28 protein-coding genes are annotated in these 23,478 nt (G+C 72.9%); 2 read left to right on the plus strand and 26 right to left on the minus strand.

Going from position 1 to position 23,478, the window contains the following annotated elements:
* Window positions 1-2: 2 nt before the first annotated feature.
* From fliN to L615_RS09930, 24 genes are all read right to left on the minus strand, one after another.
* Window positions 3-899: a flagellar motor switch protein FliN gene (fliN, locus tag L615_RS09815; RefSeq protein ID WP_145724952.1), complete on the minus strand. Its 897-nt coding sequence runs from the start codon at window positions 897-899 to the stop codon at window positions 3-5.
* On the minus strand, window positions 896-1,885 hold the full coding sequence (locus L615_RS09820) for a flagellar motor switch protein FliM (protein WP_145724953.1): 990 nt from the start codon (window positions 1,883-1,885) through the stop codon (window positions 896-898). Before L615_RS09820 ends, fliN begins: the two co-directional genes overlap by 4 nt.
* A 106-nt stretch (window positions 1,886-1,991) precedes the next feature.
* On the minus strand, window positions 1,992-2,429 hold the full coding sequence (gene fliL / locus L615_RS09825; protein ID WP_145724954.1) for a flagellar basal body-associated protein FliL: 438 nt from the start codon (window positions 2,427-2,429) through the stop codon (window positions 1,992-1,994).
* Window positions 2,426-3,406, minus strand: a complete 981-nt coding sequence (locus L615_RS09830; RefSeq protein ID WP_051486130.1) for a flagellar motor protein MotB — start codon at window positions 3,404-3,406, stop codon at window positions 2,426-2,428. Before L615_RS09830 ends, fliL begins: the two co-directional genes overlap by 4 nt.
* Before the next feature lie 2 nt (window positions 3,407-3,408).
* Window positions 3,409-4,179 carry a motility protein A gene (locus L615_RS09835; RefSeq protein WP_036518807.1) on the minus strand — a complete coding sequence of 257 codons (771 nt, stop codon included), beginning with the start codon at window positions 4,177-4,179 and terminating at the stop codon, window positions 3,409-3,411.
* Window positions 4,180-4,183: 4 nt separating this feature from the next.
* Window positions 4,184-4,459: a flagellar FlbD family protein gene (locus L615_RS09840; protein WP_028656834.1), complete on the minus strand. Its 276-nt coding sequence runs from the start codon at window positions 4,457-4,459 to the stop codon at window positions 4,184-4,186.
* 168 nt (window positions 4,460-4,627) lie between these two features.
* On the minus strand, window positions 4,628-5,476 hold the full coding sequence (locus L615_RS09845; protein WP_028656833.1) for a flagellar hook protein FlgE: 849 nt from the start codon (window positions 5,474-5,476) through the stop codon (window positions 4,628-4,630).
* Window positions 5,477-5,490: 14 nt separating this feature from the next.
* Entirely contained in the window at window positions 5,491-5,985 is a 495-nt protein-coding gene (locus tag L615_RS09850) for a flagellar hook assembly protein FlgD (protein WP_051486128.1), read from the minus strand.
* A 12-nt stretch (window positions 5,986-5,997) separates the two neighbouring features.
* Window positions 5,998-7,104, minus strand: coding sequence for a flagellar hook-length control protein FliK (locus L615_RS09855; protein WP_145724955.1), 1,107 nt, complete (start codon window positions 7,102-7,104; stop codon window positions 5,998-6,000).
* A 2-nt stretch (window positions 7,105-7,106) separates the two neighbouring features.
* A complete protein-coding gene (locus tag L615_RS09860) occupies window positions 7,107-8,069 on the minus strand; it encodes a transglycosylase SLT domain-containing protein (protein ID WP_145724956.1) in 963 nt (320 codons plus the stop codon).
* Window positions 8,066-8,512 (minus strand): flagellar FliJ family protein, encoded by a 447-nt coding sequence (locus tag L615_RS09865; RefSeq protein WP_145724957.1) that lies wholly within the window; start codon window positions 8,510-8,512, stop codon window positions 8,066-8,068. The genes L615_RS09860 and L615_RS09865 overlap by 4 nt, the downstream gene beginning before the upstream one ends.
* Window positions 8,509-9,885, minus strand: coding sequence for a FliI/YscN family ATPase (locus L615_RS09870; protein WP_084255483.1), 1,377 nt, complete (start codon window positions 9,883-9,885; stop codon window positions 8,509-8,511). The genes L615_RS09865 and L615_RS09870 overlap by 4 nt, the downstream gene beginning before the upstream one ends.
* Window positions 9,882-10,532, minus strand: a complete 651-nt coding sequence (locus tag L615_RS09875; protein WP_145724958.1) for a FliH/SctL family protein — start codon at window positions 10,530-10,532, stop codon at window positions 9,882-9,884. The genes L615_RS09870 and L615_RS09875 overlap by 4 nt, the downstream gene beginning before the upstream one ends.
* A 1-nt stretch (window position 10,533) precedes the next feature.
* The gene (gene fliG, locus L615_RS09880) at window positions 10,534-11,574 is read right to left on the minus strand and encodes a flagellar motor switch protein FliG (protein WP_261376623.1); all 1,041 of its coding nucleotides are present in this window, start codon (window positions 11,572-11,574) and stop codon (window positions 10,534-10,536) included.
* Complete coding sequence (gene fliF, locus L615_RS09885; RefSeq protein ID WP_028656826.1) at window positions 11,571-13,154, minus strand: flagellar basal-body MS-ring/collar protein FliF; 1,584 nt, start codon at window positions 13,152-13,154, stop codon at window positions 11,571-11,573. The genes fliG and fliF overlap by 4 nt, the downstream gene beginning before the upstream one ends.
* 10 nt (window positions 13,155-13,164) lie before the next feature.
* The gene (locus L615_RS09890) at window positions 13,165-13,491 is read right to left on the minus strand and encodes a flagellar hook-basal body complex protein FliE (protein ID WP_028656825.1); all 327 of its coding nucleotides are present in this window, start codon (window positions 13,489-13,491) and stop codon (window positions 13,165-13,167) included.
* Complete coding sequence (locus L615_RS09895) at window positions 13,491-13,883, minus strand: flagellar basal body rod protein FlgC (protein WP_028656824.1); 393 nt, start codon at window positions 13,881-13,883, stop codon at window positions 13,491-13,493. Before L615_RS09895 ends, L615_RS09890 begins: the two co-directional genes overlap by 1 nt.
* Entirely contained in the window at window positions 13,883-14,251 is a 369-nt protein-coding gene (locus L615_RS09900; RefSeq protein WP_028656823.1) for a flagellar basal body protein, read from the minus strand. The genes L615_RS09895 and L615_RS09900 overlap by 1 nt, the downstream gene beginning before the upstream one ends.
* Window positions 14,252-14,336: 85 nt before the next feature.
* The gene (locus L615_RS09905) at window positions 14,337-15,314 is read right to left on the minus strand and encodes an oxygenase MpaB family protein (protein WP_198020274.1); all 978 of its coding nucleotides are present in this window, start codon (window positions 15,312-15,314) and stop codon (window positions 14,337-14,339) included.
* Window positions 15,315-15,425: 111 nt separating this feature from the next.
* Window positions 15,426-15,905: a hypothetical protein gene (locus L615_RS09910; RefSeq protein WP_145724959.1), complete on the minus strand. Its 480-nt coding sequence runs from the start codon at window positions 15,903-15,905 to the stop codon at window positions 15,426-15,428.
* A 10-nt stretch (window positions 15,906-15,915) separates the two neighbouring features.
* Entirely contained in the window at window positions 15,916-16,275 is a 360-nt protein-coding gene (locus tag L615_RS09915; protein WP_028656821.1) for a response regulator, read from the minus strand.
* A gap of 83 nt (window positions 16,276-16,358) precedes the next feature.
* Window positions 16,359-16,853 carry a chemotaxis protein CheX gene (locus L615_RS09920; RefSeq protein ID WP_051486126.1) on the minus strand — a complete coding sequence of 165 codons (495 nt, stop codon included), beginning with the start codon at window positions 16,851-16,853 and terminating at the stop codon, window positions 16,359-16,361.
* Window positions 16,850-17,230 carry a response regulator gene (locus L615_RS09925; RefSeq protein ID WP_198020276.1) on the minus strand — a complete coding sequence of 127 codons (381 nt, stop codon included), beginning with the start codon at window positions 17,228-17,230 and terminating at the stop codon, window positions 16,850-16,852. Before L615_RS09925 ends, L615_RS09920 begins: the two co-directional genes overlap by 4 nt.
* Window positions 17,231-17,241: 11 nt before the next feature.
* The gene (locus tag L615_RS09930) at window positions 17,242-18,084 is read right to left on the minus strand and encodes a protein-glutamate O-methyltransferase CheR (RefSeq protein ID WP_145724960.1); all 843 of its coding nucleotides are present in this window, start codon (window positions 18,082-18,084) and stop codon (window positions 17,242-17,244) included.
* A 130-nt stretch (window positions 18,085-18,214) separates the two neighbouring features.
* Between L615_RS09930 and L615_RS09935 the strand changes: the two genes are divergently transcribed.
* A complete protein-coding gene (locus tag L615_RS09935) occupies window positions 18,215-19,270 on the plus strand; it encodes a chemotaxis response regulator protein-glutamate methylesterase (RefSeq protein WP_261376624.1) in 1,056 nt (351 codons plus the stop codon).
* A 289-nt stretch (window positions 19,271-19,559) separates the two neighbouring features.
* Window positions 19,560-21,341: a hypothetical protein gene (locus L615_RS09940; RefSeq protein ID WP_145724961.1), complete on the plus strand. Its 1,782-nt coding sequence runs from the start codon at window positions 19,560-19,562 to the stop codon at window positions 21,339-21,341.
* Window positions 21,342-21,591: 250 nt separating this feature from the next.
* On the opposite strand, the gene fliS is transcribed toward L615_RS09940, so the two are convergent.
* Together fliS and fliD are read right to left on the minus strand one after the other, a co-directional pair.
* Window positions 21,592-21,984 (minus strand): flagellar export chaperone FliS, encoded by a 393-nt coding sequence (fliS, locus tag L615_RS09945; protein WP_145724962.1) that lies wholly within the window; start codon window positions 21,982-21,984, stop codon window positions 21,592-21,594.
* Window positions 21,985-21,994: 10 nt separating this feature from the next.
* Window positions 21,995-23,347, minus strand: a complete 1,353-nt coding sequence (gene fliD, locus L615_RS09950; RefSeq protein ID WP_145724963.1) for a flagellar filament capping protein FliD — start codon at window positions 23,345-23,347, stop codon at window positions 21,995-21,997.
* Window positions 23,348-23,478 lie beyond the last annotated feature (131 nt).

Here is a 23,478-nt window from a genome sequence, read left to right on the forward strand (position 1 = left end):
GGTCAGGCCGTGGCGGCGGCGTCGAGGATCTCGGTGACGCGCAGGCCGAAGTCCTCGTCGACGACGACGACCTCGCCGCGCGCGACGAGGCGGCCGTTGACGAGCAGGTCGGCCGGGCTCCCGGCGGCACGGTCGAGCTCGAGCACGGCGCCCGGGGTCAGCGCGAGCAGGTCGCGCACCGTCATCCGGGTGCGGCCGAGCTCGACGGTGACCTCCATGTCGACGCCGTGCAGCAGCTCGAGGCCGCGCGGCACGACGGGGGAGGCGGGGGAGCCGAAGGCGGGCACGAAGGGCTCGTCGCTGATCGAGGCCGCGACGGCGGCGGCAGCGGCGGTCTGACCGGCCTGGCCGGTCTGACCGGCCTGGCCGGTCTGGCCGGTCTGGCCGGTCTGGCTCGCCGGGGCAGCAGCCGCAGGGGCCGCGGCGTCGGCGCCGCCGGCGTCCTCGGTGATCGGCTCCCGCGCGCCGGCGAGGGTCGCCTCGGGGACGAGCACTGCCGCGGCGATGCCGGTGCCGATCAGCGGCACGGTGCTGAACTCGCCGCCGAGCACGGCGGTGACGTCGAAGTCGGCGGCGTCCAGGTCGAGGGTGCTGGCGCTGCGGGCCCGGGCGCCGAGGCGGAGCGCCGCGGCGTCGAGGGCGGGCTGCACCGCGGCGGCGACGTCGAGGCCGCCGAACGGGCTGGAGGCGAGCGCGTCGACCAGCTCGCGGCCGACGAGGACCGCCACGACGCCGGGCACGCCGCCGTCGAGCTCGGCGACCGCACCGCCGGCGAACGCGGCCGCCACGTGCGGCGAGCCGGGCTGGACCGGGCCGAGGACCAGCGGGCTGACGGACGGCAGGACGGCCGCGGCCGCCTCGGCGACGGCCTCGGCGAGGGCGGGGGTGGCGTCGGTCATGGGGTCTCCTCGGGCGTGGTGACGATGAGCGCGGCCAGGCGCTGGCCGCGGGCTCCGGGGGTGGCGTGGGCGATCGGGGTGCCGGTGTCGGGGCCGCCGCCGGCGACGCAGACGTCGAGCGGGGCGGAGGCCGGGTGGTGCAGCCGGACGACGGAGCCGGGCTCCAGGGCTGCCAGCACCGCGGGGTCGAGGGTGACCGGGCGGAAGCGGACCGCGACCGAGACCGGCACGCGGTTGAACTGCTCCTGCAGCAGCAGCGCGGACTCGGCGCGCTGCGCGCGCTCCCGCTCGGACATCGCACCGCTGCCGGCAGCGTTCTGCAGGTGGGGGAGCAGGCCACCGAACGGCAGGCACACCGACATCCGGTGCGCGCGCTCGCCGATGCGCAGCTCCATGGTCACGACGACCATCACGTCCGCCGCGGCCGCGACCTGCGCGAACTGCGGGCTGTACTCGATGCCGGTGACCTCGGGCTCGAGGGCCACCAGGCCGTCGAGCGAGTAGCGCATCTCGCCGAGCAGGCGCTCGACGAGCCCACGGACGACCGCGTCCTCGATCTCGGTCAGCGGCCGGKCCGGCTGCTCGTCGCCCCCGGGGCCGCCGAGCATGTGGTCCAGGCACGACATCGTCGCGAAGAGCGGCACCTCCAGGACGCACGTTCCCGGCACGGGCTCCGCGGTGAAGAGGGTCATGTAGGTCGACGGGCCGAGGCTGTCGACGTACTCCGCGTAGGTGCGCTGCTCGATGCCGACCAGCGTCACCGTGCACACGGTGCGCAGCGAGCTGGTGAACACGGTCGTGGCCTGGCGCGCGAAGCCGTCGAACCCGAGCTGCAGGGTGCGCTGGTGCTCGCGGCTGAGCTGGATCGGCCGACGGAAGTCGTACGGCGTCGGCTCGCTCGTGCGCGGGCGACGCCGGGGCCGTTGCGGGGCGAGGGTCACGACCAGCCCATCGTCGGCCGGCCGGGCGACCTGAGGGGTCGCCACGACGACGGACGGTCAGGGTCCCGTGGTCCGTTGTGACTACCCGGGGTCCCGGGAACGGTCCCGGGTCCGGGTCGGCAGCAGGTGCGGGGCTGCCGTGCCCGCACGCCTACTGGGTGACGAACTCCGTGAAGTACACGCCCATCACGTCGCCGTGGTAGCGGTGGTCGAGCTCCTCCTCCAGCTGGTGGCGCAGGGCCTCACGCTTCGCCGGCTTGTTCACTTCGCCGACCGGGAGGCCGCTGAAGACGCCGATCGCGGCGTCGAGGGCCTGGCTGCCGTCGACCTCGTGGGCGCCGTCGGTCAGCTGCAGGGCCATGCCCAGGCGCAGGTAGTGACCGCTGGCGAGGTTGACCTGGATCGCCTCGAGCGGGACGACCTCGCCCGGCTCCGGCTCGGTCGAGCCGGCCGGCTTGAGGAAGAACCACCACCCGGCGCCGCAGGCGACGGCGAGCAGGAGCAGGACGACGACGAGCTTCTTCCCCTTGCCCTGCGGGGCCTCGGCGTCCTGCTGGTTCGGGGCGGGGGCGGCGATGGTGGCGCTCACGGGAGCTCCTCTCGGGTGGTGGCGGGGCGGCCGGCGGCGCTGGCGCCGTCGGCGCGGCGGCCGGTCACGCCGACCTCGGGGTCGAGGCCCGCCTCCCGGCGTACCTCCTCGTAGGCGTCGGTCATCAGCGCCCGGGTCTCGGCCGGGGCCTGGCTCAGGACGAGGATGTCGACGCGCTTGTTGACCTTCTGCGAGCCGCGGACCTTCGGGTCCACCAGCGGCTTCGTGTGGCCGAAGCCAGTGGCCCGCAGCCGGGTCGCGCGGATGCCGTGCACCTCCTCGAGCCGGCGCAGCACGTGCGCGGCCCGGGCGAGCGAGAGCTCCCAGTCAGTCGGGTAGTACTTCGGCTTCACCTTCTCCTGGTTGGTGTGGCCGTCGAGCTCGATCGGCTCGGTCAGCTCCACCAGCACCGGGGCGAGGGTGTCGACCACGCGGCGGCCGCGGTTGGTCAGCTGGGCGACGTTCGGCTCGAAGACGACGTGCTCGGAGACCAGGCTGACGACCAGGCCGCGGTCGTCGATCGTCGCGCGCACGTCGTCGCGCAGGCCCTTGCGGCGCAGCGCGGTGTCGATGCGCTTCCACACCTTCAGCAGCCGGTCGACCTCGGCCCGGGCCTCGCCCGCCGCGCGTCCGTTGCGGAGGCGGTCGGACTTCTCGAGGATCTTCGTGACCGTCGCGCGCTGGGCCTCGGGCACCTGGGCGAGCAGCATCTCGTACGACGCGTCGCCGGGGTCGCTGACGCCCTTGCTGTTGCTGGCGGGGCTGGCGCCGCTGAGGATCGACTTCTCGTGGCCGAAGCCGACCGCGAGGCCGTCCTTGAGCTGCTGGTACTTCTGCTCGTCGACCTGGCTCATCGCGAACATCACGATGAAGAGCGCCATGAGCACGGTGATCATGTCGGCGTACGACACCAGCCACCGCTCGTGGTTCTCGTGCTCCTCCTCGACCTCGCGGCGTCGGCGCTTCGGGCTGGACATGGTCAGGCCGCCGCCTCGAGCTGCTCCTGCGGGGGCAGCAGCGACTGGAGCTTCTGCGCGACGATGCGCGGGTTCGCGCCGGCCTGGATGGCGGCGATGCCCTCGATGACCAGCTCCATGCGGTTGCACTCGAGCTCGCTGAGGCGCTTGAGGCGCGCGGCGATCGGCAGCCACAGGACGTTCGCGCTGAGCACGCCCCACAGGGTGGCGAGGAACGCGGCGGCGATGCTGTGCCCGAGCGCGCCGGGGTCGGCGAGGTTCTCCAGCACGTGCACCAGGCTCATCACGGTGCCGACGATGCCGATGGTCGGCGCGTAGCCGCCGGCGTCGGTGAAGAACTTCGCGGAGTGCTTGTCGACGGCCTTCTTCGCGTGCAGCTCGCCCTCGAGGATCTCGCGCAGCTCCTCGGGGTCGGTGCCGTCGACGGCGAGGGTGACGCCCTTGACCAGGAACGGGTCGTCGATCTCCTCGACGCGGCTCTCCAGCGCGAGCATGCCCTCGCGCCGCGCGGCGTCGGAGAGGCTGACCACGACCGGGACCACGTCGGCGGACGTGGCGACCTTGCCGAAGAGCGCCCGCTTGACCGACGCGACGGCGTTCTTCGCGTCGGCGACCGTGCCGCCGGCGACGGCGACGCACAACGTGCCGCCGAAGACGAGCAGGAGCGGCGGGAGCAGGAAGAGGCTCGCCGGGCTGCCGCCCTCGAGGATGTTGGCGAGCATGATGACGCCGAGGGCGGCGCCGATGCCGAGCGGTGCTGCGATGTCCTTCACGGGATCACTCCTCGCCGACGTCGGGCAGGGGGACGGCGGCGAGCCGGGCGTTGCGCACCCGGGGCCGGGGGACGGGCTCGGCGTCCGGCAGCGAGGCCCGCGCGACGATGGCGGCGCGGTAGTCGATGACGGCGGCCAGCACCTCGTCGAGGGACTCGGACACCAGGTACTTCGTGCCGTCCACGAGGGTCACCACCGTGTCCGGGGTGCAGTCCACGCGTTCGACGAGGTCGGCGTTCAGCAGGAACGTGGACCCCGAGAGTCGGGTCAGCGAGATCACCGCGGCACCTCCGTGTGCAGCTGGTCGAGTAGTCGATCGGTCGTGCGTCGTGCCGTCCGTGGCACTTCGCCTGTCTGATCGGCCGGCGGCGGTAGTCCCTGACGAAAAGCACCGGAAATCGGTGTGTCGCGGTGCTTTTCGTCAGGGACTACCGGCCGTGCGGGCGGGTCAGCGCTTGATGTTGACGAGCTCCTCGAGCACCTGGTCGCTGGTCGTGATGACGCGCGAGCTGGCCTGGAAGCCACGCTGGGCGAGGATCAGGTTGGTGAACTCGGCGGACAGGTCGACGTTGGACATCTCGATCGCGCCGGCCATCACCTGGCCGCGCTGGCCCTCGCCGGCGACGCCGAGCTGCACGGGCCCGGAGTTGGCGGACTCCCGGAAGGCGGTGTCGCCGATCTTCTCCAGGCCCATCGGGTTGGTGAAGTCGGCGATCGCCAGCTGGCAGATGTCGCGCTGGACGCCGTCGGAGAACACGCCGCGGACCTTGCCGTCGGCCGAGATGGAGTACGACGTCAGCTCGACGCCGGCCGGCAGGGAGCCGTCGACCATGTGCAGGTCGACGTCGATCGGGCCACCGGTGGGCAGGCCGGCGCCGTCGAGGGCGTAGCCCTGCACCCGCATGCCGTTCGGCGCGACGAGCACACCGGTCTGGTCGAAGGTGAACGCACCGGCGCGGGAGTAGACGTTCTCCATGCCGTCGCGCAGCACGAAGAAGCCGTCGCCCTGCAGCATCACGTCGGTGGCGCGGCCGGTCAGCTGCGCCGAGCCCTGCCCGAAGTTGGTCGACGTGGCGGCGAGCTGCACGCCGAGGCCGACCTGGATCGGGTTGGTGCCGCCGCGCTCGGCGTTGCCGCCCGACGCCGCGGTCAGCATCTGGCTGAGGGTGTCGGAGAAGACGGTGGTGCTCGCCTTGAAGCCGGTGGTGTTGGCGTTGGCGATGTTGTTGCCCGTGACGTCGAGCATGGTCTGGTTGACACGGAGGCCGGAGATGCCGGCGAAGAGCGAACGAAGCATGGTCAGTTTCTCCTTCAGGCGGTGGTGGACGGAGCGCCGCTGGGCGGCACGTAGGTGCCACCACCACTGGTGGTGGGCGCCGAGATGGTGGGTGCGTCGCCGACGCTGAGCACGTCGGTGATGGCGACCTGGCGGCCGTCGACGCTGAGGACCGGGCCGGTGGCCAGGTAGGTCGTGCCCTGCACGGTCCCGCTCTGCTCGACCCCGCTCTCGTCGTACCAGCGCACGGTCTGGCCGATGAGCGAGCTCGCGCCGAACGCGAGCTGGGTGCTGAGCAGCATCGCCGACTGGTCGGCGACCTCCTGCATCTTCTCCAGCGCCGTGAACTGCGCGGTCTGGGCGAGGAACTCCGAGGAGTCCGTCGGGTTGAGCGGGTCCTGGTACTTCATCTGCGCGACCATCAGCTGCAGGAACATGTCCTTGTCGTCCTTCGACGACGCGGGCGCGGTCCCGCCGCGGGCGGTGCCGGTGACGCCGTAGCCGACGCCCTCCGTGGGCATGACGGACATTGCTGCCTCCTGTCAGACGGTCCGGTCGAGGCGACCGGCGAGCGGGGTCGGTGCGATGGGGTACGACGCGCGCGCCGGCTGCTGCTGGCGCGGCTCGTCACGGGGCTGGTCGCGGCCGGGTTGGCCGCCACCCTGCTCCTGGCGGGCCTGCGCCTCCTGGCGGGCGTGCGCGTCGGGTCCGGCCTGTGGGCCGGACTGGGGGCCGGCGCCCTGTCCGGTCGTGGTCGAGGCGCCGGCGGTGGCGGCGGTCGTCGGGAGCAGCGGGGCGCAGAGGGGCCGCGCGAGAGACCGCGCGCCGCACAACGACGGCGCGACGCGCGTGGCGAGCGCCCGGTGCACGGCCGCTCCCTCCGCGCCGTCGCCACCGGCCAGGCGCACCTGCACCGAGCCGTCGCGGACGACCAGGGTCACCCGCACCTCGCCGAGCTGCTCGGGCTGGAGGGTCAGGGTGATCCGGTGCGTGCCGTTGCCGGCGGTGCTGGCCATGCGGGTCACCTCCGGGAACACCTGCTGCACGACCGCGCGGGTGACCTTCTCCGGCGCCAGGTCGAGCGCCGTGCCGCCTGCGGTCGCCGCGGCACCGCCCACGCCGCTGACGGCCGAGACGTCACTTGTGACCGTCGAGGCGTCAGCTGTGGCCGTCGAGACGTCAGTTGTGACCGTCGAGGCGTCACGTCCGGCACCGGCGAGGCCGGCGGGGCCGGCGGGGCCGGCGGGTCCGCCCGGCAGCGCCTCGCCCGTCGTACGACGGCCGGCCGGTGCGTCCTGCTGCGGGGTCTGCGCGAGGGTCGGGAGCGAGGCCTCGACCGCCACAAGTGACGCATCGACGGCCACAAGTGACGCCTCGACGGCCACAGCTGACGCCTCGACGGGGAGGAGGGACGGCTGGACGGGCGCAGGTGCCGGCTCGAGCGGGGCAGCGGGCACGGGGTCCGTGGTGGCGGCGGGGGCCGGAGACCCCGTGGCGCCGGCACAGCCCGCCAGCGCCGCGGCGAGCGCGTCGCCGAAGGCGGACGCAGCAGTGCCCTCGGCCGTGGGGCCGGGGCCGCCGGGCGCGGCACCGGTGCCGGGCTCGGCGGTCGCCGCCGGCAGCCCGGGCAGGAAGGGTGCGATGCTCACGGTCAGCTCCTCACCATCGCCATGATGTTGCGGACGTAGTTCTGGGTCTCCCGGTAGGGCGGGATGCCGTCGTAGCGCGTCACCGCACCGGGGCCGGCGTTGTAGGCCGCGAGGGCGAGCTCGGTGCTGCCGAACCGGTCGAGCAGCGAGCGCAGCAGCCGGGCGGCGCCGTCGACGGCCTGGGCGGGGTCGAACGAGTTCGTGACGCCGAGGCCGCGCGCGGTGGCGGGCATCAGCTGCATCAGCCCCTGCGCACCCGCGGGGCTGACCGCGCGCGGGTTGAAGCCGGACTCCTGCTTCGCGACGGCCGCGAGCAGCTCGCCCGGGACGCCGGTGCGCGTCGCCGCGGCGTTGATCAGGTCGGCGTACGGCGTGGACGCGGGCACCTGCGCGGAGATCCCGGCGGTGCCGGCGGTCGCGGCCGTCGGGGCGGCCGACCCGGTGCCGATGATCCGGCGGATCATGTCGGGCTCGGACGGCACGTCGATGATGCGGACGTCCAACCCGGTGCGGGGCGCCTCGATCATCTTGCCGTCGCCGATGTAGATCGCGATGTGGTCGGCGCCGTTGTTGCGGCTGGAGTTGTCCCACGCGATCAGGTCGCCCGGCTGCGCCTCGGCGAGGCTGTTCACCTTGGTGCCGGCGCGGGCCTGGTCGGCCGAGACGCGCGGCAGGTCGTAGCCGAGGGTCTTGTAGACCGACTGCACGAGGCCCGAGCAGTCGACGCCCTTCTCGATGCTGGTGCCGCCCCAGACGTAGGGCAGGCCGAGGTACTTCTTCGCCTCGTCGACGACGTCCTGGCCGGTGACGCCGTTCGCGTCGGGGCTCCCGGCGCCGGCCGCGGCCAGCGTCGTGGCGAACTCGCCCGACGTCGCGGCGGTCGCGGTGGTGCTGCTCAGGGTGGAGAACCGTGCGAGCTGGGCCTGGATCTGGCTGATGCGCGCAGCGACCTGGTCGACGCTCATCGTGCGCCCTCCCTGGCCTGGGCCCAGCGCTGGGCGGCGATGTCGTCGGCCTCACGGGCCTCCCGTCGTGCCGCCTCGGTACGACGGACCGATGCTCGACGCTCCAGCAGGAGCTCGACCGCGGCGAGCCGGGCGCGGTCGGCGCCCCAGCGGGCGCGGGCCTCGGCGGCGACGATGTCGGTGGTGGCCAGCTCGGTGCGCACCTCACCGGCGAGGACGCCGACGTTGCCGAGGGCGGTGCGTCGCGCGAGCAGCTCGCCGGGGGTGGTCACGAGGTCGACGGGTGCCGACGTGACGGCGTCGTCGAGGCGCTGGAGCCGGCTGGTGAGCGCGGCCTGCTCGGCGAGGACGTGCTGCAGGCCGATCCGGCTGTCGGTCTCGCGCACGGAGCGCACGCGGGCGACGGCGGCGAGGCCGCGGTCGTCGTGGTGGACGCGGCTCATGGCGCCACCAGTGCGGCGAGGCGGTCCCACGTCTCCGCGGGCGGGGTGAGCTCGTCCATGCCCTGCTGCAGGAACGCCTGGATCCGGGGCAGGCGGGCCAGCGCGGCGTCGGCGTGCTCGTCCGCACCACCGACGTAGGCGCCGATCTCGACGAGCTCGCGGACCGAGCGGTGGGCGGCGAGCATCCGCCGCAGCCGGGTGGCGTCGGCCTGCTGGTCGAGCGTGGTCACCGCGCGGTGGACGCGGGAGATCGACTCCAGCACGTCGATGGCGGGGAAGTGGCCGGCGGTCGCGAGGTCGCGGCTGAGCACGACGTGGCCGTCGAGGATCGACCGGGCGGTGTCACCGATCGGGTCCTGCAGGTCGTCGCCCTCGACGAGCACGGTGTAGAGCCCGGTGATCGAGCCGCAGGCGGCGGTGCCGGCGCGCTCGAGGAGGAGCGGCATCAGGCCGAAGACGCTGGGCGGGTAGCCGCGGGTGGCGGGCGGCTCGCCGGAGGACAGGCCGATCTCGCGCTGGGCCATCGCGACCCGGGTGAGGGAGTCCATCATCAGCAGCACGTCGCGCCCGCTGTCGCGGAACCACTCGGCGATGCGGGTGGCGGTGAAGGCGGCGCGGAGGCGCTCGACGGCGGGGGCGTCGGAGGTCGCGACGACGACGACCGAGCGGGCCAGGCCCTCCGGGCCGAGGTCGCCGTCGATGAACTCGCGCACCTCGCGGCCCCGCTCACCGACGAGGGCGATCACGTTGACCTCGGCGTCGGTGCCGCGGGCGATCATCGACAGCAGGGAAGACTTGCCGACACCGGAGCCGGCCATGATGCCCAGGCGCTGGCCGCGACCGGCGGGGACGAGCGAGTCGAGGGCGCGCACCCCGAGGCCCAGCGGCTGGGTGATCCGCGGCCGGGTCAGGGCGTCGGGCGCGGAGAGCTCGGTCGAGACCGGCTCGAGGCCGGGCAGGGTGGCCAGGTCCGGGCCGCCGTCGATCGGGCGGCCGAGGCCGTCGAGCACGCGGCCGCGGAGCGCGTCACCGACGCGGATCCGCAGCGGACCGCCCGTCGCGCGGACGTGGTCGCCCACGCGGACACCGGTCGTCGTACCGAGCGGGAGGCAGACGGCGGCGCCGTCGCGCAGCGCCGCGACCTCGGCGAGCAGCGGACCGGACGCGGTGCGCACCTCGACCAGGTCGCCGGCGGCGGCCGGCAGGCCGCGGACCTCGAGGTGGAGGCCGACCAGCTCGGTGACGGTGCCGACGGCCAGCGGGCGCGCGGCACGCAGGACCCGCTCACGCACGTCCGCGCCGAGGGACGTGACCTCGCGGCGCGGGTGCGCGCTGCCGAGCTCGATCGCGGGGCTGCCCAGCTCGGTCCTCATGCGAGCGCCTCCCGGACCCGGGCCAGCGCCTCGTCGACGCGCAGGTCGGTGACCGAGCCGTCGGGCGACTCGACGAGCGCGTCGGCGCGGCCGAGCGAGGGGTCGGCGACGACCTCGAGGCCGCGGTCGGCGAGGTCGCGCGCGGCGGCGTCGCCGACGACCGAGGGGTGGAGCCGGACCCGGCCCACCGGGGCGGCCGGCAGCACTTGCAGCGCGCGGGCGACGACGTCGGCCGGGGTGGTCGCGGCGACGGCGGCGCCGAGGACCTCCGCGACGACGGCCGAGGCCAGGTCGCTGGCCTGTTCCTCGATCGCCCCGGCCAGGTCGCCGAGCAGCCCCCTGACCTGCTCGGCGGCCCGGCCGAGGGCCTCGACGGCGGCACGGTGCTCGGCCTCGCGACGCTGCTCCGCGGCGGCGTGGCGGGCGGTGCGCTCGGCCTCCTCGGCAGCGGCCTGCTCGGCGGCGGCGCGACGGCCCTCGGCCCAGCCGACGGCGTACCCCTGCGCCTGCGCGGCCTCGCGCGCCTTCGTGGCGAGGCCCTCGAGCAGCGACTCGGTCACCGGGTCACCGAGGACCGACGAGCCGCCGAGGCGGGTCCAGTTGCCGACCCGCAGCTCCGGGGTGGAGACGCCCTGGTTCACAGCCATGTCAGACCACGAACTCCTCGTCGTTGCCGCGCCGCACCATGATCACGCCCTGCTCCTCGAGCTTGCGGATGGTGCGGATGACGCCCTGCTGGGCCTCCTCGACCTGTGCGAGGCGGACGGCGCCGAGCAGCTCGACCTCCTCGAGCAGGTTCTCCGCGGCACGCTCGGACAGGTTGGCCGTGATCTTCGAGCGGACGGCCTCGCTGACGCCCTTGAGGGCGAGCGCGAGCTCGGCGCTGTCGACCTGGCGCAGCACCTGCTGCACGGAGCGGTCGTCGAGGCCGACGATGTCCTCGAACATGAACATCCGGCTCTTGACCTCGTCGGCCAGCGACGGGTCGAGGCCCTCGAGGCCCTCGACGATCTGGCGCTCGGTCGGTCGGTCGGAGCGGTTGATGATGTTGACGAGCGGGTCGACGCCGCCGACCTGCGAGACCTCGGCGGGCTGCAGCATCGACGACAGCTTGCGCTCGAGGACGCCCTCGACGATCCGGACGATCTCGGGGGAGGTGCGGTCCATGACGGCGATCCGGTGGGCGACCACGGCCTGCTGGTGGGCGGGAAGCCCGCCGAGCAGCATCGACGCCTTGTCGGCCGGCATGTGCGCCAGCACCAGCGCGATCACCTGCGGGTGCTCGTCGGCGATGAAGCCGCGCAGCTGTGCCGGGTCGGCCCGGTGCAGGAACTGGAAGGGCATCTGCACGGCCGCGGCGTGCAGCCGGTCCATGATCTCCTTGGCGCGCTCCGGGCCGAGGGACTGCTCGAGCAGCTGCTGGGCGAAGCCGAAGCCGCCCTGGGTGACGTGCGCGTGCGCGGTCACCAGGTCGTGGAACTCGTTGAGGACCTTGCTCGACTCGTCGGCGGTGACGGCGTCGAGGCGCGCGATCTCGGCCGAGATCGCCTCGACCTCGGAGTCGGACAGGTGGGACATCACCTGCGCGGCCCGGTCCTTGCCGAGCTGGATGAGCAGCACGGCGGCCTTGCGCACGCCCAGCTGCATGACGGCGGAACCGCTCCCGGCGGTCAGCATCGTGGTGCTCACTTCCGCGGCTCCACGAGCCAGCCGCGCAGCAGGGCGGCGACGTCCTCGGGCTGCTTCTCCACGAGGGCGATGAGCTCGTCACGCATCGCGTCCTCCTCGTTCTCCTCGGCGGCCTCGAGCGCGGCCAGGGCCGGGGACTCGAGCGCCGGCTGGCGGTTCGCGGCCTCGAGGCGCAGCTGCTCGACGACGTACGACGTCGCCTCCTCGCGTGCCCGGGCCCGGCGCCGGGCCTGCAGCCAGGCGGCGCCGACGGCGAGCAGGATGCCCAGCCCGATGCCGACGTTGCGGATCAGCGCGTTGCGGCGGTCGGCGGCCTCGGCGGCCTTGGCGGCGGCGATCTCGGCGGCGTTGGCCTCCGCGATGCTCCGGTCGAAGGGGAGGACCGCGACCTCGATCGTGTCGCCGCGCTCCGGGTCGATGCCGGCGGCGCTGGCGATCTGGTCCTCGATCACCTCGGGCTGGATGTTGGCGGCGGCCGTGGCGTCCAGGACGACGGAGATGCCGAGCTTCTTCACCGCGCCGGGCGCGGTCTCGCGGCGCTCGACGATCTCGTCGAGGGCGTTGTCCCGGGTCTCGGAGGTGTTCTCGTAGGTGCCGTCGCCGTTGGTGCCGGCGCCGGGGTCCATCTGGCCGTCGGGACCGACGACCCCGCCGACGCCGTCGGCGCCGGTGGTGCCGGAGTACTTCTCCGAGGACTTGGTCTGCGACAGCGGGGGGTTCTTCTTGTCGCTGTTGTAGCTGCGGCTGTTGATGACCGACTTGTCGAAGTCGAGGTCGGCGGTCACGGTCGCGGTCGAGTTGCCGGGGCCGACCCACGTGTCGAGGGCGCCCTGGATCTTCGACTGCATCGACTTCTCGTAGGCGCTGACCTGCTTGGCACGGGCGCTGGCGAGGCCGGCGCCGCCCTCGGCCGAGTCGGTGGTCAGCAGCTTGCCGGTGGTGTCGGTGACGGTGACGTTCTTCGGGTCGAGGCCGTCGATGCTGGACGCGACGAGGTGGACCACGGACTGCACCTGGTCGTCGTCGAGGTCCGCGCCGGGGACGGTGTCGACGAGCACCGACGCGGTGGTCGGCTTCTGCTCGTCGCTGAAGACCTTCTCCTCGGGGATCGCGAGGTGCACGACCGCGGTGTCGACGCCGTCGATGGCCTCGATGGTCTTGCTGAGCTCGCCCTCCATGGCGCGCTTGAAGTTGGTGCGCTCCTGGGACTCCGAGGTGGACAGGCTCTGGTCGTCGAGCAGGCTGTAGCCGCCGTCGGACCCGGTGGGCAGGCCCTGGCCGTTCATCTTGATGCGCGTCGCGTAGACCTGCGACTGCGGGACCAGGATCGTGCTGCCGCCGGCACCGAGCTTGTAGGGCACGCCCGCGGCGTCGAGCTCGTCGATGACCGCGCTGGCGTCCTCACCGGACAGCCCGGAGTAGAGCGGGGCGTAGCTGGGAGCGGAGACCCAGCGGACGACGAGGAACGCCGCGAGGAGCAGGGCCGCCGTGCCGATGACGGCGACGGCCTTCTGGCCGGCGGTGAAGGCCGCGAACGTGTCGCGGGCGCGCTGGAGGGCGCTGGTGATTCGCTGCTGCATCGATCAGCCCTCAGACCTGCATCCGCATGATCTCGTTGAACGCCTCCACGGCCTTGTTGCGGAGCGCGACCGTGAGCTGGCTGGCGACCTGCGCCTCGCTGGCGGCGATCGTGTAGTCGTGGATGTTCTCGAGCTTGCCGGTGGCCGCGTCGACGGCGAGCGAGTCGGCCTTGTCGGTGAGGCCCTCGAGCCGGTCGAGGCCGTCGAGGACGAGGGAGCCGAACTCGGTGTCGGCGCCGGCGACGCCCTGGACCTCGGTGGCCGGCGTGATGTCCATCGCCGGGTTGATCGCGGCGGATCCGGACAGCGTCGGGAACTGCAGGGGCATGATGTCCATCAGCGGTTCCCGATCTGCAGGGCCGCGGAGTAGGTGTCCTGCGCGGACTTCGTGACCTGGACCGACGCCTGGTAGCCGCGCTGGGCCATGACCAGCTCGCTCATCTGCGCCGACATGTCGACGTCGGGCATCCGGACGTAGCCGTCCTCGTCGGCGAGCGGGTGGCCCGGCGAGTGCACGACCCGGCCCTCGGCCGAGGACTGGGCGAACCCGGCGACGTCGACGCCGCCGTCCGCGCGCGGGTCGAAGACGACGTACGTCGCCCGGAACGCCTCGTCGTCGGTGGAGCGGACGGTGTTGACGTTCGCGATGTTGCCGGCGAGGGCGTCCAGCCAGGTCTGGTGGGCACCGAGGGAGGTGTTGGCGATGCGGAGGGTCTCGAAGGCGCTCATCAGGCACCGCCACCCATCACGGACAGCCGCGAGTGCCGGTCGCTCAGCGCGCGGCCCATGACCTGGTACTGGAACTGCGTCTGGATCGCCGCGATCGACTCCTTGCGGAGGTCGACGTTGTTGTCGTTCGCGCCGACGGGCGTGGCCGTGGCCTCGACCGTGACACCGATGGCGCCGGGACCCGAGGTGACCGCGGTGCCGCGCTCGATGGCGCGCTCCAGGGCGGTCTCGAAGTCGACGCTCCGGGCGCGGAAGCCGGGGGTGTCGACGTTGGCGATGTTGTCCGCGATCACCTGCTGCCGCGTGGACAGCCCGTTGATCGTCGTGTGCAAGACGAACCCGACTGCGTCGGACGCTGCGAAGGACACGAGCCGATCTCCTCGGAAGGSACCGCCCCCMGGGGTCGGTGGAACATCGGTGCCGGTCCGTCGGCGGGGGTGAGCAATCCGTCGCTCAGTGCCCCTGATCGGTCCCCACGGGCTGGACCTGAGGTGCGTGGGGTGGGACTTGGTCCCGAGTAGTTCGACCGATCGTCGAGATCCGGCGTCGGCCGCCCCCGTCGCGGACCATCACGTCGGCGACGCGCAGCCGGCCCAGCACGGGCAGCCCGAGCCGGCGCCGGAGCCGGAAGTCGAGCACGTAGAGGCGGTAGACGAGGCGCAGGACGGCGCGGTTGCCGAGCCGGTCGAGCCAGCGCAGGAGCACGAGGACCTGCTCGAAGCGGCGCTGGTCGGCGTCGGTCCAGCTCCACCCCATCAGCTCGCGGAACTCCGGCGGCAGGTTGCCGCGGGTCATGAAGTGGTACGGGCGCCCGAGCAGCCGGCTGAGCAGCGAGCCCGGGGTGCCCCAGGCCTCGGCGAGGAAGCTCAGGTCGGCGAGCGACTCGAAGTCCCGGCGCACCTCCGGCGAGATGGCCATCCGCGGCAGCATCGAGTCCCAGTAGGCCTCGAAGGCCGCCCAGTCCGCCGGCCAGTCGGCGGCCCGCACGTTCACCCCGGTCGCCAGAGGCTGCGCGGCGCGGGTCAGCACGTCCAGCTGCGCCCGGGTCAGCGGACCGTGGAGCATCGTGAACTGGTCGAGGTAGAAGCGGAACAGGCAGGCGGCCACCCACAGCTGGAGGTCGGGCGCGTTCCCGCTGTAGCGGACCGGGCTGGTGGCGGTCGAGTGGACGTGGCGGTGCACCTCGGCGACCGCGTCGCGCATCGCGGCACGGTCGTCCTCGGAGCCCATCAGCGCGAGTGCGAGGTACTGCCCGGTCGTGCGCCCGCGCTTCATCGGGTAGCGGCGCGGGCTGCCCGACACCACCCGGCTCTCGCTGACGCCCTCACCGACGCCCGGCAGCGAGAGCTGCATGACGATGTTGGCGACGCCGCTGGTGGTGCCCAGCGACGTGACGGCGTCGACCAGCGTGGTCGGGGCGGCGGGAGCCAAGGCCGGTCCAATCTGTCAACGGGCGTGTCCAGATCGCACGCTAGCCCCGGCCCGCGAGTCGGTCAAGGAAGGGCGCGACCGGCCCGCGGACCCGGGTGGTCCTGCCGAAGGTCAGAGCAGCACGATCGAGCACGCACCGTCGCCGTAGCCGGCGATCGACACGGCCAGGTCCTCGCGGCGGCCCAGGGTCAGCGTGCTGACCCGCAGCTGGGGGTCGAGCGGTGGGCCGGCCGGGTGCAGGGCGTGCAGCTTCAGGTGCTCGGCACCGGGCACGTTGAACATCGACGCGGCGATGTTGAGCACCTCGTAGAGGTTCTCGGCGAGGCTGTCGGACAGCTTGCCGTCCGCGATCGCCTCCTCGGCACCCACGGCCGGGACCAGGCCGAGCGCCGCGCCGGCGTGCGCGGAGAAGGCCAGGTCGCACACGACGAGGGCGCTGATGCGCAGCGCGTCGTCGACGTACACCGCGACGGAGGCGGGGGTGTCCGGGCCCGGCGCGAACGGCGGGGCCGGCTGGAGGGTGACCTCGCGGCCGAGCAGGTCGGCGAGCAGGTCGCGCAGCTGCTTGGGCTGGGGGAGGTGGACGGCCATGGCGCGTCCCTCAGATCACGCTGCGGAGGGCGTCGTCGAACGCCTCCGGGGTGAACGGCTTGGCGATGAGGAAGGCCGCGCCGGCGGACGCCGCCCGCTGGCGCATCTCCTCGGAGCCCTCGGAGGTGACGAAGCCGAAGGCCACGTCGGAGCCCGCGGCCCGCAGGGCGGCGAGGCAGTCGATGCCGTTCATCTCCGGCATGTTCCAGTCCGACAGCACCAGGTCGGGCCGCTCGGTCTGCACCATCTCGAGCGCCTCCCGGCCGTTCTCGGCCTCCACGATGTCGTGCCCGCCGTGCCCCGCCTGGCGCAGGGTGCGGATCACGATCTGCCGCATCACGCGGCTGTCGTCGGCGATCAGGATCTTCATCAGGACCTCACTGGCTCCAGGTGTCGTTGTCGTGTCGGGTCGGTCGGGGCGGGTCGGGGCGGGTCGTGGTGGGGCGGGGAGGGTCAGGGGCGCGGCACGTGGACGCACACGCGCACCGGACCGCCGCGCCAGGCCACGTCGAGGCGGCACACCTCGACGACGTCGCTGGCGAACGCCGCGCGCCCGGCGGCGACCGAGGGCAGGGAGAGCACGCTCGGCCCCGGCATCAGGCTCTTCACGTTGCCGCCGACCATGTTGACCAGCTCACCGACGGCGTCCGCGACGTCACCGTCGTTGACGGGCCCGTCCTCGGGCAGGGCGAGCATCCGCGCGCTGAGCAGGCGGGCGACCTGCTCGTCGAGCTCGACGGTGACCACTCCCTGCCACTCGCCGGTCACGGTCACCGCGGCGGACCACGCCCCGGTCGCGTCGAAGGGGGAGCCGGGCGGCACGGGGCGGGGGAGGAGGACCTCGTCCTCGCCCACGAGCGCCAGCCAGACGTCGTCGGTGACGGCGCCGACGTCGTCGAGGGACGGCACCGACGCGTCGTACCCGGGCACGGTGGTGGGCGCGGTCATGCCGGCACCTCCCGCACCGCGGGGACGAGGCCGAGCAGCTCGAGCTTCTCCACGATGGCCTCGGGCGTGAACGGCTTGATGACGTACTCGTGGGCACCCGCGGCCAGCGCGCGGACGATCTGGCGCTGCTCGCTCTCGGTCGTGACCATCATCAGCGTGATGTCGCGCCACTCGGGGTTCGCGCGCACCTGCTGGATGAACGTGTAGCCGTCCATCACCGGCATGTTCCAGTCGACCAGGCACAGGTCGGGAACGACGCCGGCGTGCATCTGGTCGAGCGCGGCCTGGCCGTGCTCGGCCTCGCTGGTCTCGAAGTCGAGTCCCGTCACGATGCGGCGCAGGATGCTGCGCATCGCCCGGGAGTCGTCGATGATCATGGCTCGCACGATCAGGCTCCTGTCCTGGAGAGGGTCATGGCGGTCGCGCGCCGGTAGGCGGGCACCCGACCGATCTGCTCGCGGTGCCAGGAGGCAGCGAGGTCGGCGGGGAGGTCGAGGGTGGTCTCCGACGCCCCGAGCAGCAGGTAGCCGTCGGGGGCGAGCATCGGCAGCATCCGCCGCAGCACGTCGGCCTTGGTGGTCGCGTCGAAGTAGATGAGGACGTTGCGCAGCCAGATGACGTCGAAGGTGCCGAGGCCGACGTACGGCGCCGCGAGGTTGAGGTGCTTCACGGTGACCCGCTCGCGGAGCCGCTCGGCGATCTCCCACTCGCGCCCGACGCGGGTGAAGTAGCGGACCAGGCTGGTCGCGGGCAGTCCGCGGTTGACCTCGACCTGGCTGTAGCGGCCGGCCCGCACCCGGTCGAGCATCTGGGTGGAGATGTCCGTGGCGACGATCTCGTAGTCCCAGCCGGCCGGCAGGTTCTGGTCGAGCAGCATGGCGATCGAGTACGCCTCCTGCCCGCTGGAGCAGGCCGCGCTCCAGATCCGCAGGCGGCGGGTGGTCGATCGGGCCTCGAGGAGCGCGGGCAGCATCACGTCGGTGAACGCCTGGTAGGGCGTGTGGTCGCGGAACCAGCTGGTCTCGTTGATGGTCAGCGCGTCGACCACCTTGCGCCGCTCGTCGGCGTCGAAGGCCAGCCGGGCGACGTACTGCTCGAGCTCGAGGCCACGCGCCTGCGCCAACGGCGTGAGGCGTGCCTCGACGAGGTACTCCTTGCCCTCGTCGTACACCATCGACGTCTCACGGCGGACCAGGGCCGAGACGGAGGCGAAGGCAGACGGGGCGGTCATGCCCGCCCATTCGGCCGACCGCCCGGCTCCCTGACGAAAACCGGCGTGAAATCAGCCGCACCCGTCCCGGTTCCCGACGTCACACCCCGCTTCTCGTCAGGCCCGCCGGCGTCGGGCCGATGGGAGGGGCGTGACGAGGATCAGGGTGCTCGTGGTCGACGACTCGGCGCTGGTGCGACGCCTGGTCGCGACCGCGCTCAAGGGTGCGGACGACATCGAGGTGGTCGCCGCCGCGCGCGACGGCCTCGAGGCGGTCCGCATGGTCGACGACCTGCGTCCCGACGTGGTCACCCTCGACATCGAGATGCCGAACCTCGACGGTCTCGGCGCGCTGACCCGGATCCGCGAGAAGCACCCCCGCCTGCCGGTCATCATGTTCTCCACGCTGACCGAGCGCGGGGCGAGCGCGACGCTCGAGGCGCTGTCCCGTGGAGCCAGCGACTACGTCACGAAGCCCTCCAACACCGGGCAGATCTCCGACGGCATCGCGGCCGTGCGCGACCAGCTGGTGCCGCGGATCCGCGCGCTCGCGGGGATCCGCAAGCTCGCCCCGGGCGCCGGCCCCGTCGTCCGCCGGACCCGGCCCGCCTCGGCACCGCGGACGGTCAGCGCCCTGCTCGTCGGCTGCTCGACCGGCGGCCCGGACGCGCTCGCGCACTTCCTGCCGCGGTTGCCCGCCGACTTCCCCGTCCCCGTGCTGGTCGTCCAGCACATGCCGCCGGTGTTCACCGCGATGCTCGCGCAGCGCCTCGACAAGGTGTCGGCACTCGAGGTCCGGGAGGCGGTGGACGGTGACGAGGTGCGGCCCGGCCGGGTCCTCGTCGCGCCCGGCGACCACCACCTCCGCCTGCGCCGTGGCGTCGCCGGCGTGCACGCCGTGCTCGACCAGGGACCGCAGGAGAACTTCTGCCGCCCCGCTGTCGACGTGCTCTTCCGCTCCGCGCTCGACGTGTACGGCGGCAGCGCGATCGCGACGCTCCTCACCGGGATGGGCCAGGACGGGCTCGCCGGTGCCCGGCAGCTGGCTGCCGCCGGTGCCCGGGTGCTGGTCCAGGACGAGGAGTCGTCGGTGGTGTGGGGGATGCCCGGCGCCGTCGCCGGTGCCGGCCTGGCCGACGACGTGCTGCCCCTCGACGAGATGGCCGACCGGGTCGTCGGCGTCGTGCGCCGCTGCCACGCTGCCTGACGCCCGACTTGTTGGCCGCTTCGTGGACCTGGTGGCCGCTGCAGCAGTCAACAAGTTCGGGAATCGCCGCCCAGGCGGTGATTCCCGGCCCCGCCAGACGGCCGGCTGCCCCACGCCACGAACCCCGCCCGGGCAACCACCTCACGTCCTCACATCCTCCACTTGAGAGGCCTCTTCGCACTCCCGTTGGATGAGGTCGTCTGGCGTACTGGGCTTCTCGCGGGTGGACGGCACTTCCACGGCTTCGGACGCACCACCCGTTCCAAGGTCTGTGGGGAGGCCACTTCTCTTGTCTGCTCATCGCTCTCACCGACGCGCCCGTCGCGTCCTCGCCCAGCTCGGCTCCGGCGGGCTCCTGCTCGCCGGCGTTGCCGTCGTCGCCACGTCGGCGACCTCGCCCGTCGCCAACGCCGCCAACGAGGCCATCTCGACGACGACCAACGTCACCGCGCCCACGGGCAACGGCTTCTGCGTCCACCCCGACGGCAGCGCCACGCCCGGCGAGGACCCGACGAACTGCAACACCTACGCCAGCCGGCAGGACGTCTGGCTGAGCAACCTGCCGCAGGCGCTCGGCGAGGGGGAGTACTTCCTCGCGGTCAACGTGCCCGGCACGCAGTCGACACCCAACGACGGCGCGGCCGGACTGCTGTCGACCGACAGCCGTGCCCGCCGGGCGTTCCGGGTGACCGCCTCCGGCGACGTCGAGGCGATCGACCCCGCGGGGCACCTGGTCCACGACAACAAGATCCAGCTCGCCGAGTTCGACGCCTCGCCCAACGGCGTCTACGCGCTGAGCGTGTGCGCGCTGCCCTCGCCCGACCCGGCCGCACCGGTGAACGGCAACGACTGCAAGCACGACAACTTCAAGGTCACCGGCACCACGACGCCGGTCGCCGACCCGCTGACGGTGGTGAAGACCGGGTCCGGGGCGTTCACCCGGACCTACGGCTGGGACATCACCAAGGTCGCGACCCCGACCCAGCTGAGCGGTGTCTCGGGCTCGGTGACCGCCGACTACGAGGTCACCGTCTCTCACGACGGGGGCACCGTCTCCGACGTGGCCGTGACGGGCACCATCACGGTGGACAACCCCAACGACGCGGCCGTCGTCGCCGACCTCACCGACACCTTCTCCGACGGCTCGGTCGTCTGCCACGTGACCGGCGGCGGTGAGGACATCTCCTTCGACGCGGGCGCGACGGTGCTGCCGTACACCTGCGACCTGCCCGACGCCGCCCCGGCCGCCGACCTGACCAACACGGTCGACGTGACCTGGGACGTCCAGGTCGTCGGCGACGCCGTGCTCGACGCCGGGTCGGCCAGCGACACCACCGACGCGATCGCCTTCACCGAGACCACCGTCGACGACTGCGTCAGCATCGACGACACGATGAAGGGCGACCTTGGCGACGTCTGTGTCGGCGACCCGAACCCGAAGGTGTTCCCCTACTCCGGCGACTTCGACCTCGAGCCGGGTTGCCGCGACTACCCGAACACCGCGACGTTCACCACCGACGACAGCGGTACGACGGGCAGCGCCTCCGCGACCGTCCGGGTCTGCCAGACCCCGCTCGAGACCGGCGGCCACACGATCGGCTTCTGGCAGAACAAGAACGGCCAGGGCCTGATCAACCCCAAGGGCTCGCCCACCAACGTCGAGTGCGGAGTGACCGACGTCCTGCGCGCCTACGCACCCTTCAAGGACCTCGCGGACGGCTCGTCGTGCGCCAAGGTCGCGGCCTGGGTCACGGACGTCATCAAGAAGGCAAAGGGCTCGAACATGGTCACCATGCTCAAGGCGCAGATGCTCGCGACGGTGCTCAGCGGGCACTACTTCAACCCGGCCCTCGCGGGCCTGGAGGTCGACCTGACGCACGTCGGCGGCAAGGACGTCAGCGCCTCGTTCGGCGGCGCGTCCAGCATGACCGTCGGCGAGGCTCTCGCCTACGCCGCCAGCCAGTCGAACGCTGGCGGCACCAGCTGGTACGGCGGCAACAAGTCTCTGCAGACCGGTGCGAAGGACCTGTTCGACGCCATCAACAACGGCTCGGGGATCTACGCACCGTGAGGCCGACCCGCCTGGGCCGGGCGCTCAGGCGGTGACGTCGAGGTAGACCGGGTGTGCGGGCGTGCCGGTCGCGCCCGCCGCCCGGTCCGCCCACCGCCGCTGCTGGTTCTTGTCGACCAGCAGGGCGGGGATCGCCGCCATCAGCTGCTGCTGGCGGGCCNGAGCCGGTCGAGGGCCTCGCGCCAGGAGACCGGGCGGCGCGGCGCCACCGGGTCGTGGCCGGGCAGCGGGGCGGGGGCGTGCGCGGTGCTCACTGGACCGCCGCCGCCATCGCGGCCTCGCGCCAGGTCTCGCACAGCTGCCGGGACAGGGCCAGTGCCTCGTCCGCCTTGGCGCTGCTGCGGCGCACGTTCGCCTCCACGAGGCAGCCGCGCAGGTACTGGTAGAGCGACGCGAGCTGCTGGCCGGCCGGCATCCGGTCGACGTCGAGGCTCGACTCGAGCTCCATCACGATGTCCTGGGCGTGCACCAGGTGCTGGTGGGCACCGGCCCAGTCGCCGGCCTGCTGGGCCGCGACCGCACGCTCGCCGTCGAGGACGAGGCGCTCGACGAGCATCACCAGGAGGCGGGCCGGGGAGGCGGTGGCGACGGCGTTCTGGCGGTAGGCGTCGTGGGCGCCGTGCACCGATCGGGTGGCGTACATGGTCAGGTCCTCACTGGGTGGATGCGGACAGGGCGTCGAGCTGGCTGGGGAGCCACGCCGACTGGCTGGCGGGGGGGGGGGGGGCGCAAGCTTGCAAGAGGCCGTTGCACTCCAGGGCGGTGTACTGGCGCTCCAGCGTCTGGCGCCGCAGCTCGAGGCGGGCGTCCCACGCCTCGATGCTCTTGTTCAGCCGGGTGATCGTGGAGCTGTGGCTGTTGATCGCGTTGCTGATGGCACCGTCGTACTTGTCGCTGGCGGTCTTCGCGACCTGCTCGACGCGGGAGGCGAAGCCACCTGCCCCGGTGAAGGCCGCCGCGACGGCGGTCGGGTCGGCGGCGTAGGCCTCGGCGAACTTCGCCTCGTCGAAGACGAGCTTGCCGTAGCGGTCGGTCTGCAGGCCGAAGGCGGCCATCGAGGTGCCGTCGTTCGGGAAGACCGCGTTCTGGAGGGCGCTGGCGACCCGGCGGATGGTGGCGTCGCCCTTGAGGACGCCGGCGCCGTCCTTGGAGTTCAGGGTCAGCGACTGCATCTGGGTGAGCAGCGAGTTCACCTGCTCCACGAAGGACTTCACGGCGCCCGACGTGCCCTCCGCGTCGCGGGCCAGGGTGACGTCGGCGGCGCCGGTGGCGCCCGCAGCCAGCGTGATGGTGACGCCCGGTACGACGTCGGTGAAGGTGTTGGTGCGGGAGGTGGCAGTGATGCCGCCGACCTCGACCACGGCGTCCTGGCCGGCGCGGACGGTCGCGCCGCCCAGCAGCGGTGAGCCGCCGAGGTCGGTGAGCTCGAAGGCCTGGTCGGCGCCGCTGGTGGTCGACTCGACCATCAGGCGGTACTGGTCCACGCCGCCGCTGGTGCCGGTGCGCACGAGCGTGGCTCGGACCCCTGCGTCCGCGGCGTTGATCGCCGTGGCGAGCTCCTGCAGCGTCCCGTTGGTGGTGTCGACCTGGAGGTCCGGCTCGCCGGCCCGCTTCAGCAGCACGCTGGTGCTGGCGCCGGTGACCTGGTCGGTCCTCGCGTGCGCGTCGGTGAAGGACAGACGGTGGGTCAGTGCGGTCTGGGTGACGTTGACGTCGAACCCGCCCGGCGTCGCGCTCGTCGTGGCGGTGACGGTGACGCCCGGGTTGGAGGAGGTGGTCTTCAGCGAGGACCAGACGGTGCCCTTGGTGCCGAGGTCGCCGGCCGCGGTCACCAGGGACTGCAGCGAGGTGTTCAGCTTCTGCAGCGCGGAGACCTTGTTCTGCTCGGTGGCGACCTGGGTCTTCAGCTTGCTCTGCGACATGGCCTCGAGCGTCATCAGCTGGTTGATGATGCCTGCCGTGTCCAGGCCGCTGGCGAGTCCGCCGATGCTGCTGGTGCCTGCCATGGGGGTCCTCCGCGGTGGTGCTCTGGGGGAGCAGGGGCTGGGTCGTCGTCCCGGCCGGAGCCGGGTGGGAAAAGCGCGAGTGCCGATGGGCCGGTCGGCCCACCGGCACTCGTCAGGTGCTGATGCTGCGG

This window comes from Nocardioides sp. J9, from assembly GCF_007829375.1.
Taxonomy (GTDB): domain Bacteria; phylum Actinomycetota; class Actinomycetes; order Propionibacteriales; family Nocardioidaceae; genus Nocardioides.

What these genes read in the sequence shown, in the direction of transcription:
- fliN (WP_145724952.1), bottom strand. Translation starts at nt 899, where the DNA reads ATGACCGACGCCACCCCCGCCCTCGCCGAGGCCGTCGCCGAGGCGGCC.
- L615_RS09830 (WP_051486130.1), bottom strand. Translation starts at nt 3,406, where the DNA reads ATGTCCAGCCCGAAGCGCCGACGCCGCGAGGTCGAGGAGGAGCACGAG.
- L615_RS09845 (WP_028656833.1), bottom strand. Translation starts at nt 5,476, where the DNA reads ATGCTTCGTTCGCTCTTCGCCGGCATCTCCGGCCTCCGTGTCAACCAG.
- L615_RS09850 (WP_051486128.1), bottom strand. Translation starts at nt 5,985, where the DNA reads ATGTCCGTCATGCCCACGGAGGGCGTCGGCTACGGCGTCACCGGCACC.
- L615_RS09860 (WP_145724956.1), bottom strand. Translation starts at nt 8,069, where the DNA reads ATGAGCGTCGACCAGGTCGCTGCGCGCATCAGCCAGATCCAGGCCCAG.
- L615_RS09865 (WP_145724957.1), bottom strand. Translation starts at nt 8,512, where the DNA reads ATGAGCCGCGTCCACCACGACGACCGCGGCCTCGCCGCCGTCGCCCGC.
- L615_RS09870 (WP_084255483.1), bottom strand. Translation starts at nt 9,885, where the DNA reads ATGAGGACCGAGCTGGGCAGCCCCGCGATCGAGCTCGGCAGCGCGCAC.
- L615_RS09875 (WP_145724958.1), bottom strand. Translation starts at nt 10,532, where the DNA reads ATGGCTGTGAACCAGGGCGTCTCCACCCCGGAGCTGCGGGTCGGCAAC.
- fliF (WP_028656826.1), bottom strand. Translation starts at nt 13,154, where the DNA reads ATGCAGCAGCGAATCACCAGCGCCCTCCAGCGCGCCCGCGACACGTTC.
- L615_RS09890 (WP_028656825.1), bottom strand. Translation starts at nt 13,491, where the DNA reads ATGGACATCATGCCCCTGCAGTTCCCGACGCTGTCCGGATCCGCCGCG.
- L615_RS09895 (WP_028656824.1), bottom strand. Translation starts at nt 13,883, where the DNA reads ATGAGCGCCTTCGAGACCCTCCGCATCGCCAACACCTCCCTCGGTGCC.
- L615_RS09910 (WP_145724959.1), bottom strand. Translation starts at nt 15,905, where the DNA reads ATGGCCGTCCACCTCCCCCAGCCCAAGCAGCTGCGCGACCTGCTCGCC.
- L615_RS09915 (WP_028656821.1), bottom strand. Translation starts at nt 16,275, where the DNA reads ATGAAGATCCTGATCGCCGACGACAGCCGCGTGATGCGGCAGATCGTG.
- L615_RS09920 (WP_051486126.1), bottom strand. Translation starts at nt 16,853, where the DNA reads ATGACCGCGCCCACCACCGTGCCCGGGTACGACGCGTCGGTGCCGTCC.
- L615_RS09925 (WP_198020276.1), bottom strand. Translation starts at nt 17,230, where the DNA reads ATGATCATCGACGACTCCCGGGCGATGCGCAGCATCCTGCGCCGCATC.
- L615_RS09930 (WP_145724960.1), bottom strand. Translation starts at nt 18,084, where the DNA reads ATGACCGCCCCGTCTGCCTTCGCCTCCGTCTCGGCCCTGGTCCGCCGT.
- fliS (WP_145724962.1), bottom strand. Translation starts at nt 21,984, where the DNA reads ATGTACGCCACCCGATCGGTGCACGGCGCCCACGACGCCTACCGCCAG.
- fliD (WP_145724963.1), bottom strand. Translation starts at nt 23,347, where the DNA reads ATGGCAGGCACCAGCAGCATCGGCGGACTCGCCAGCGGCCTGGACACG.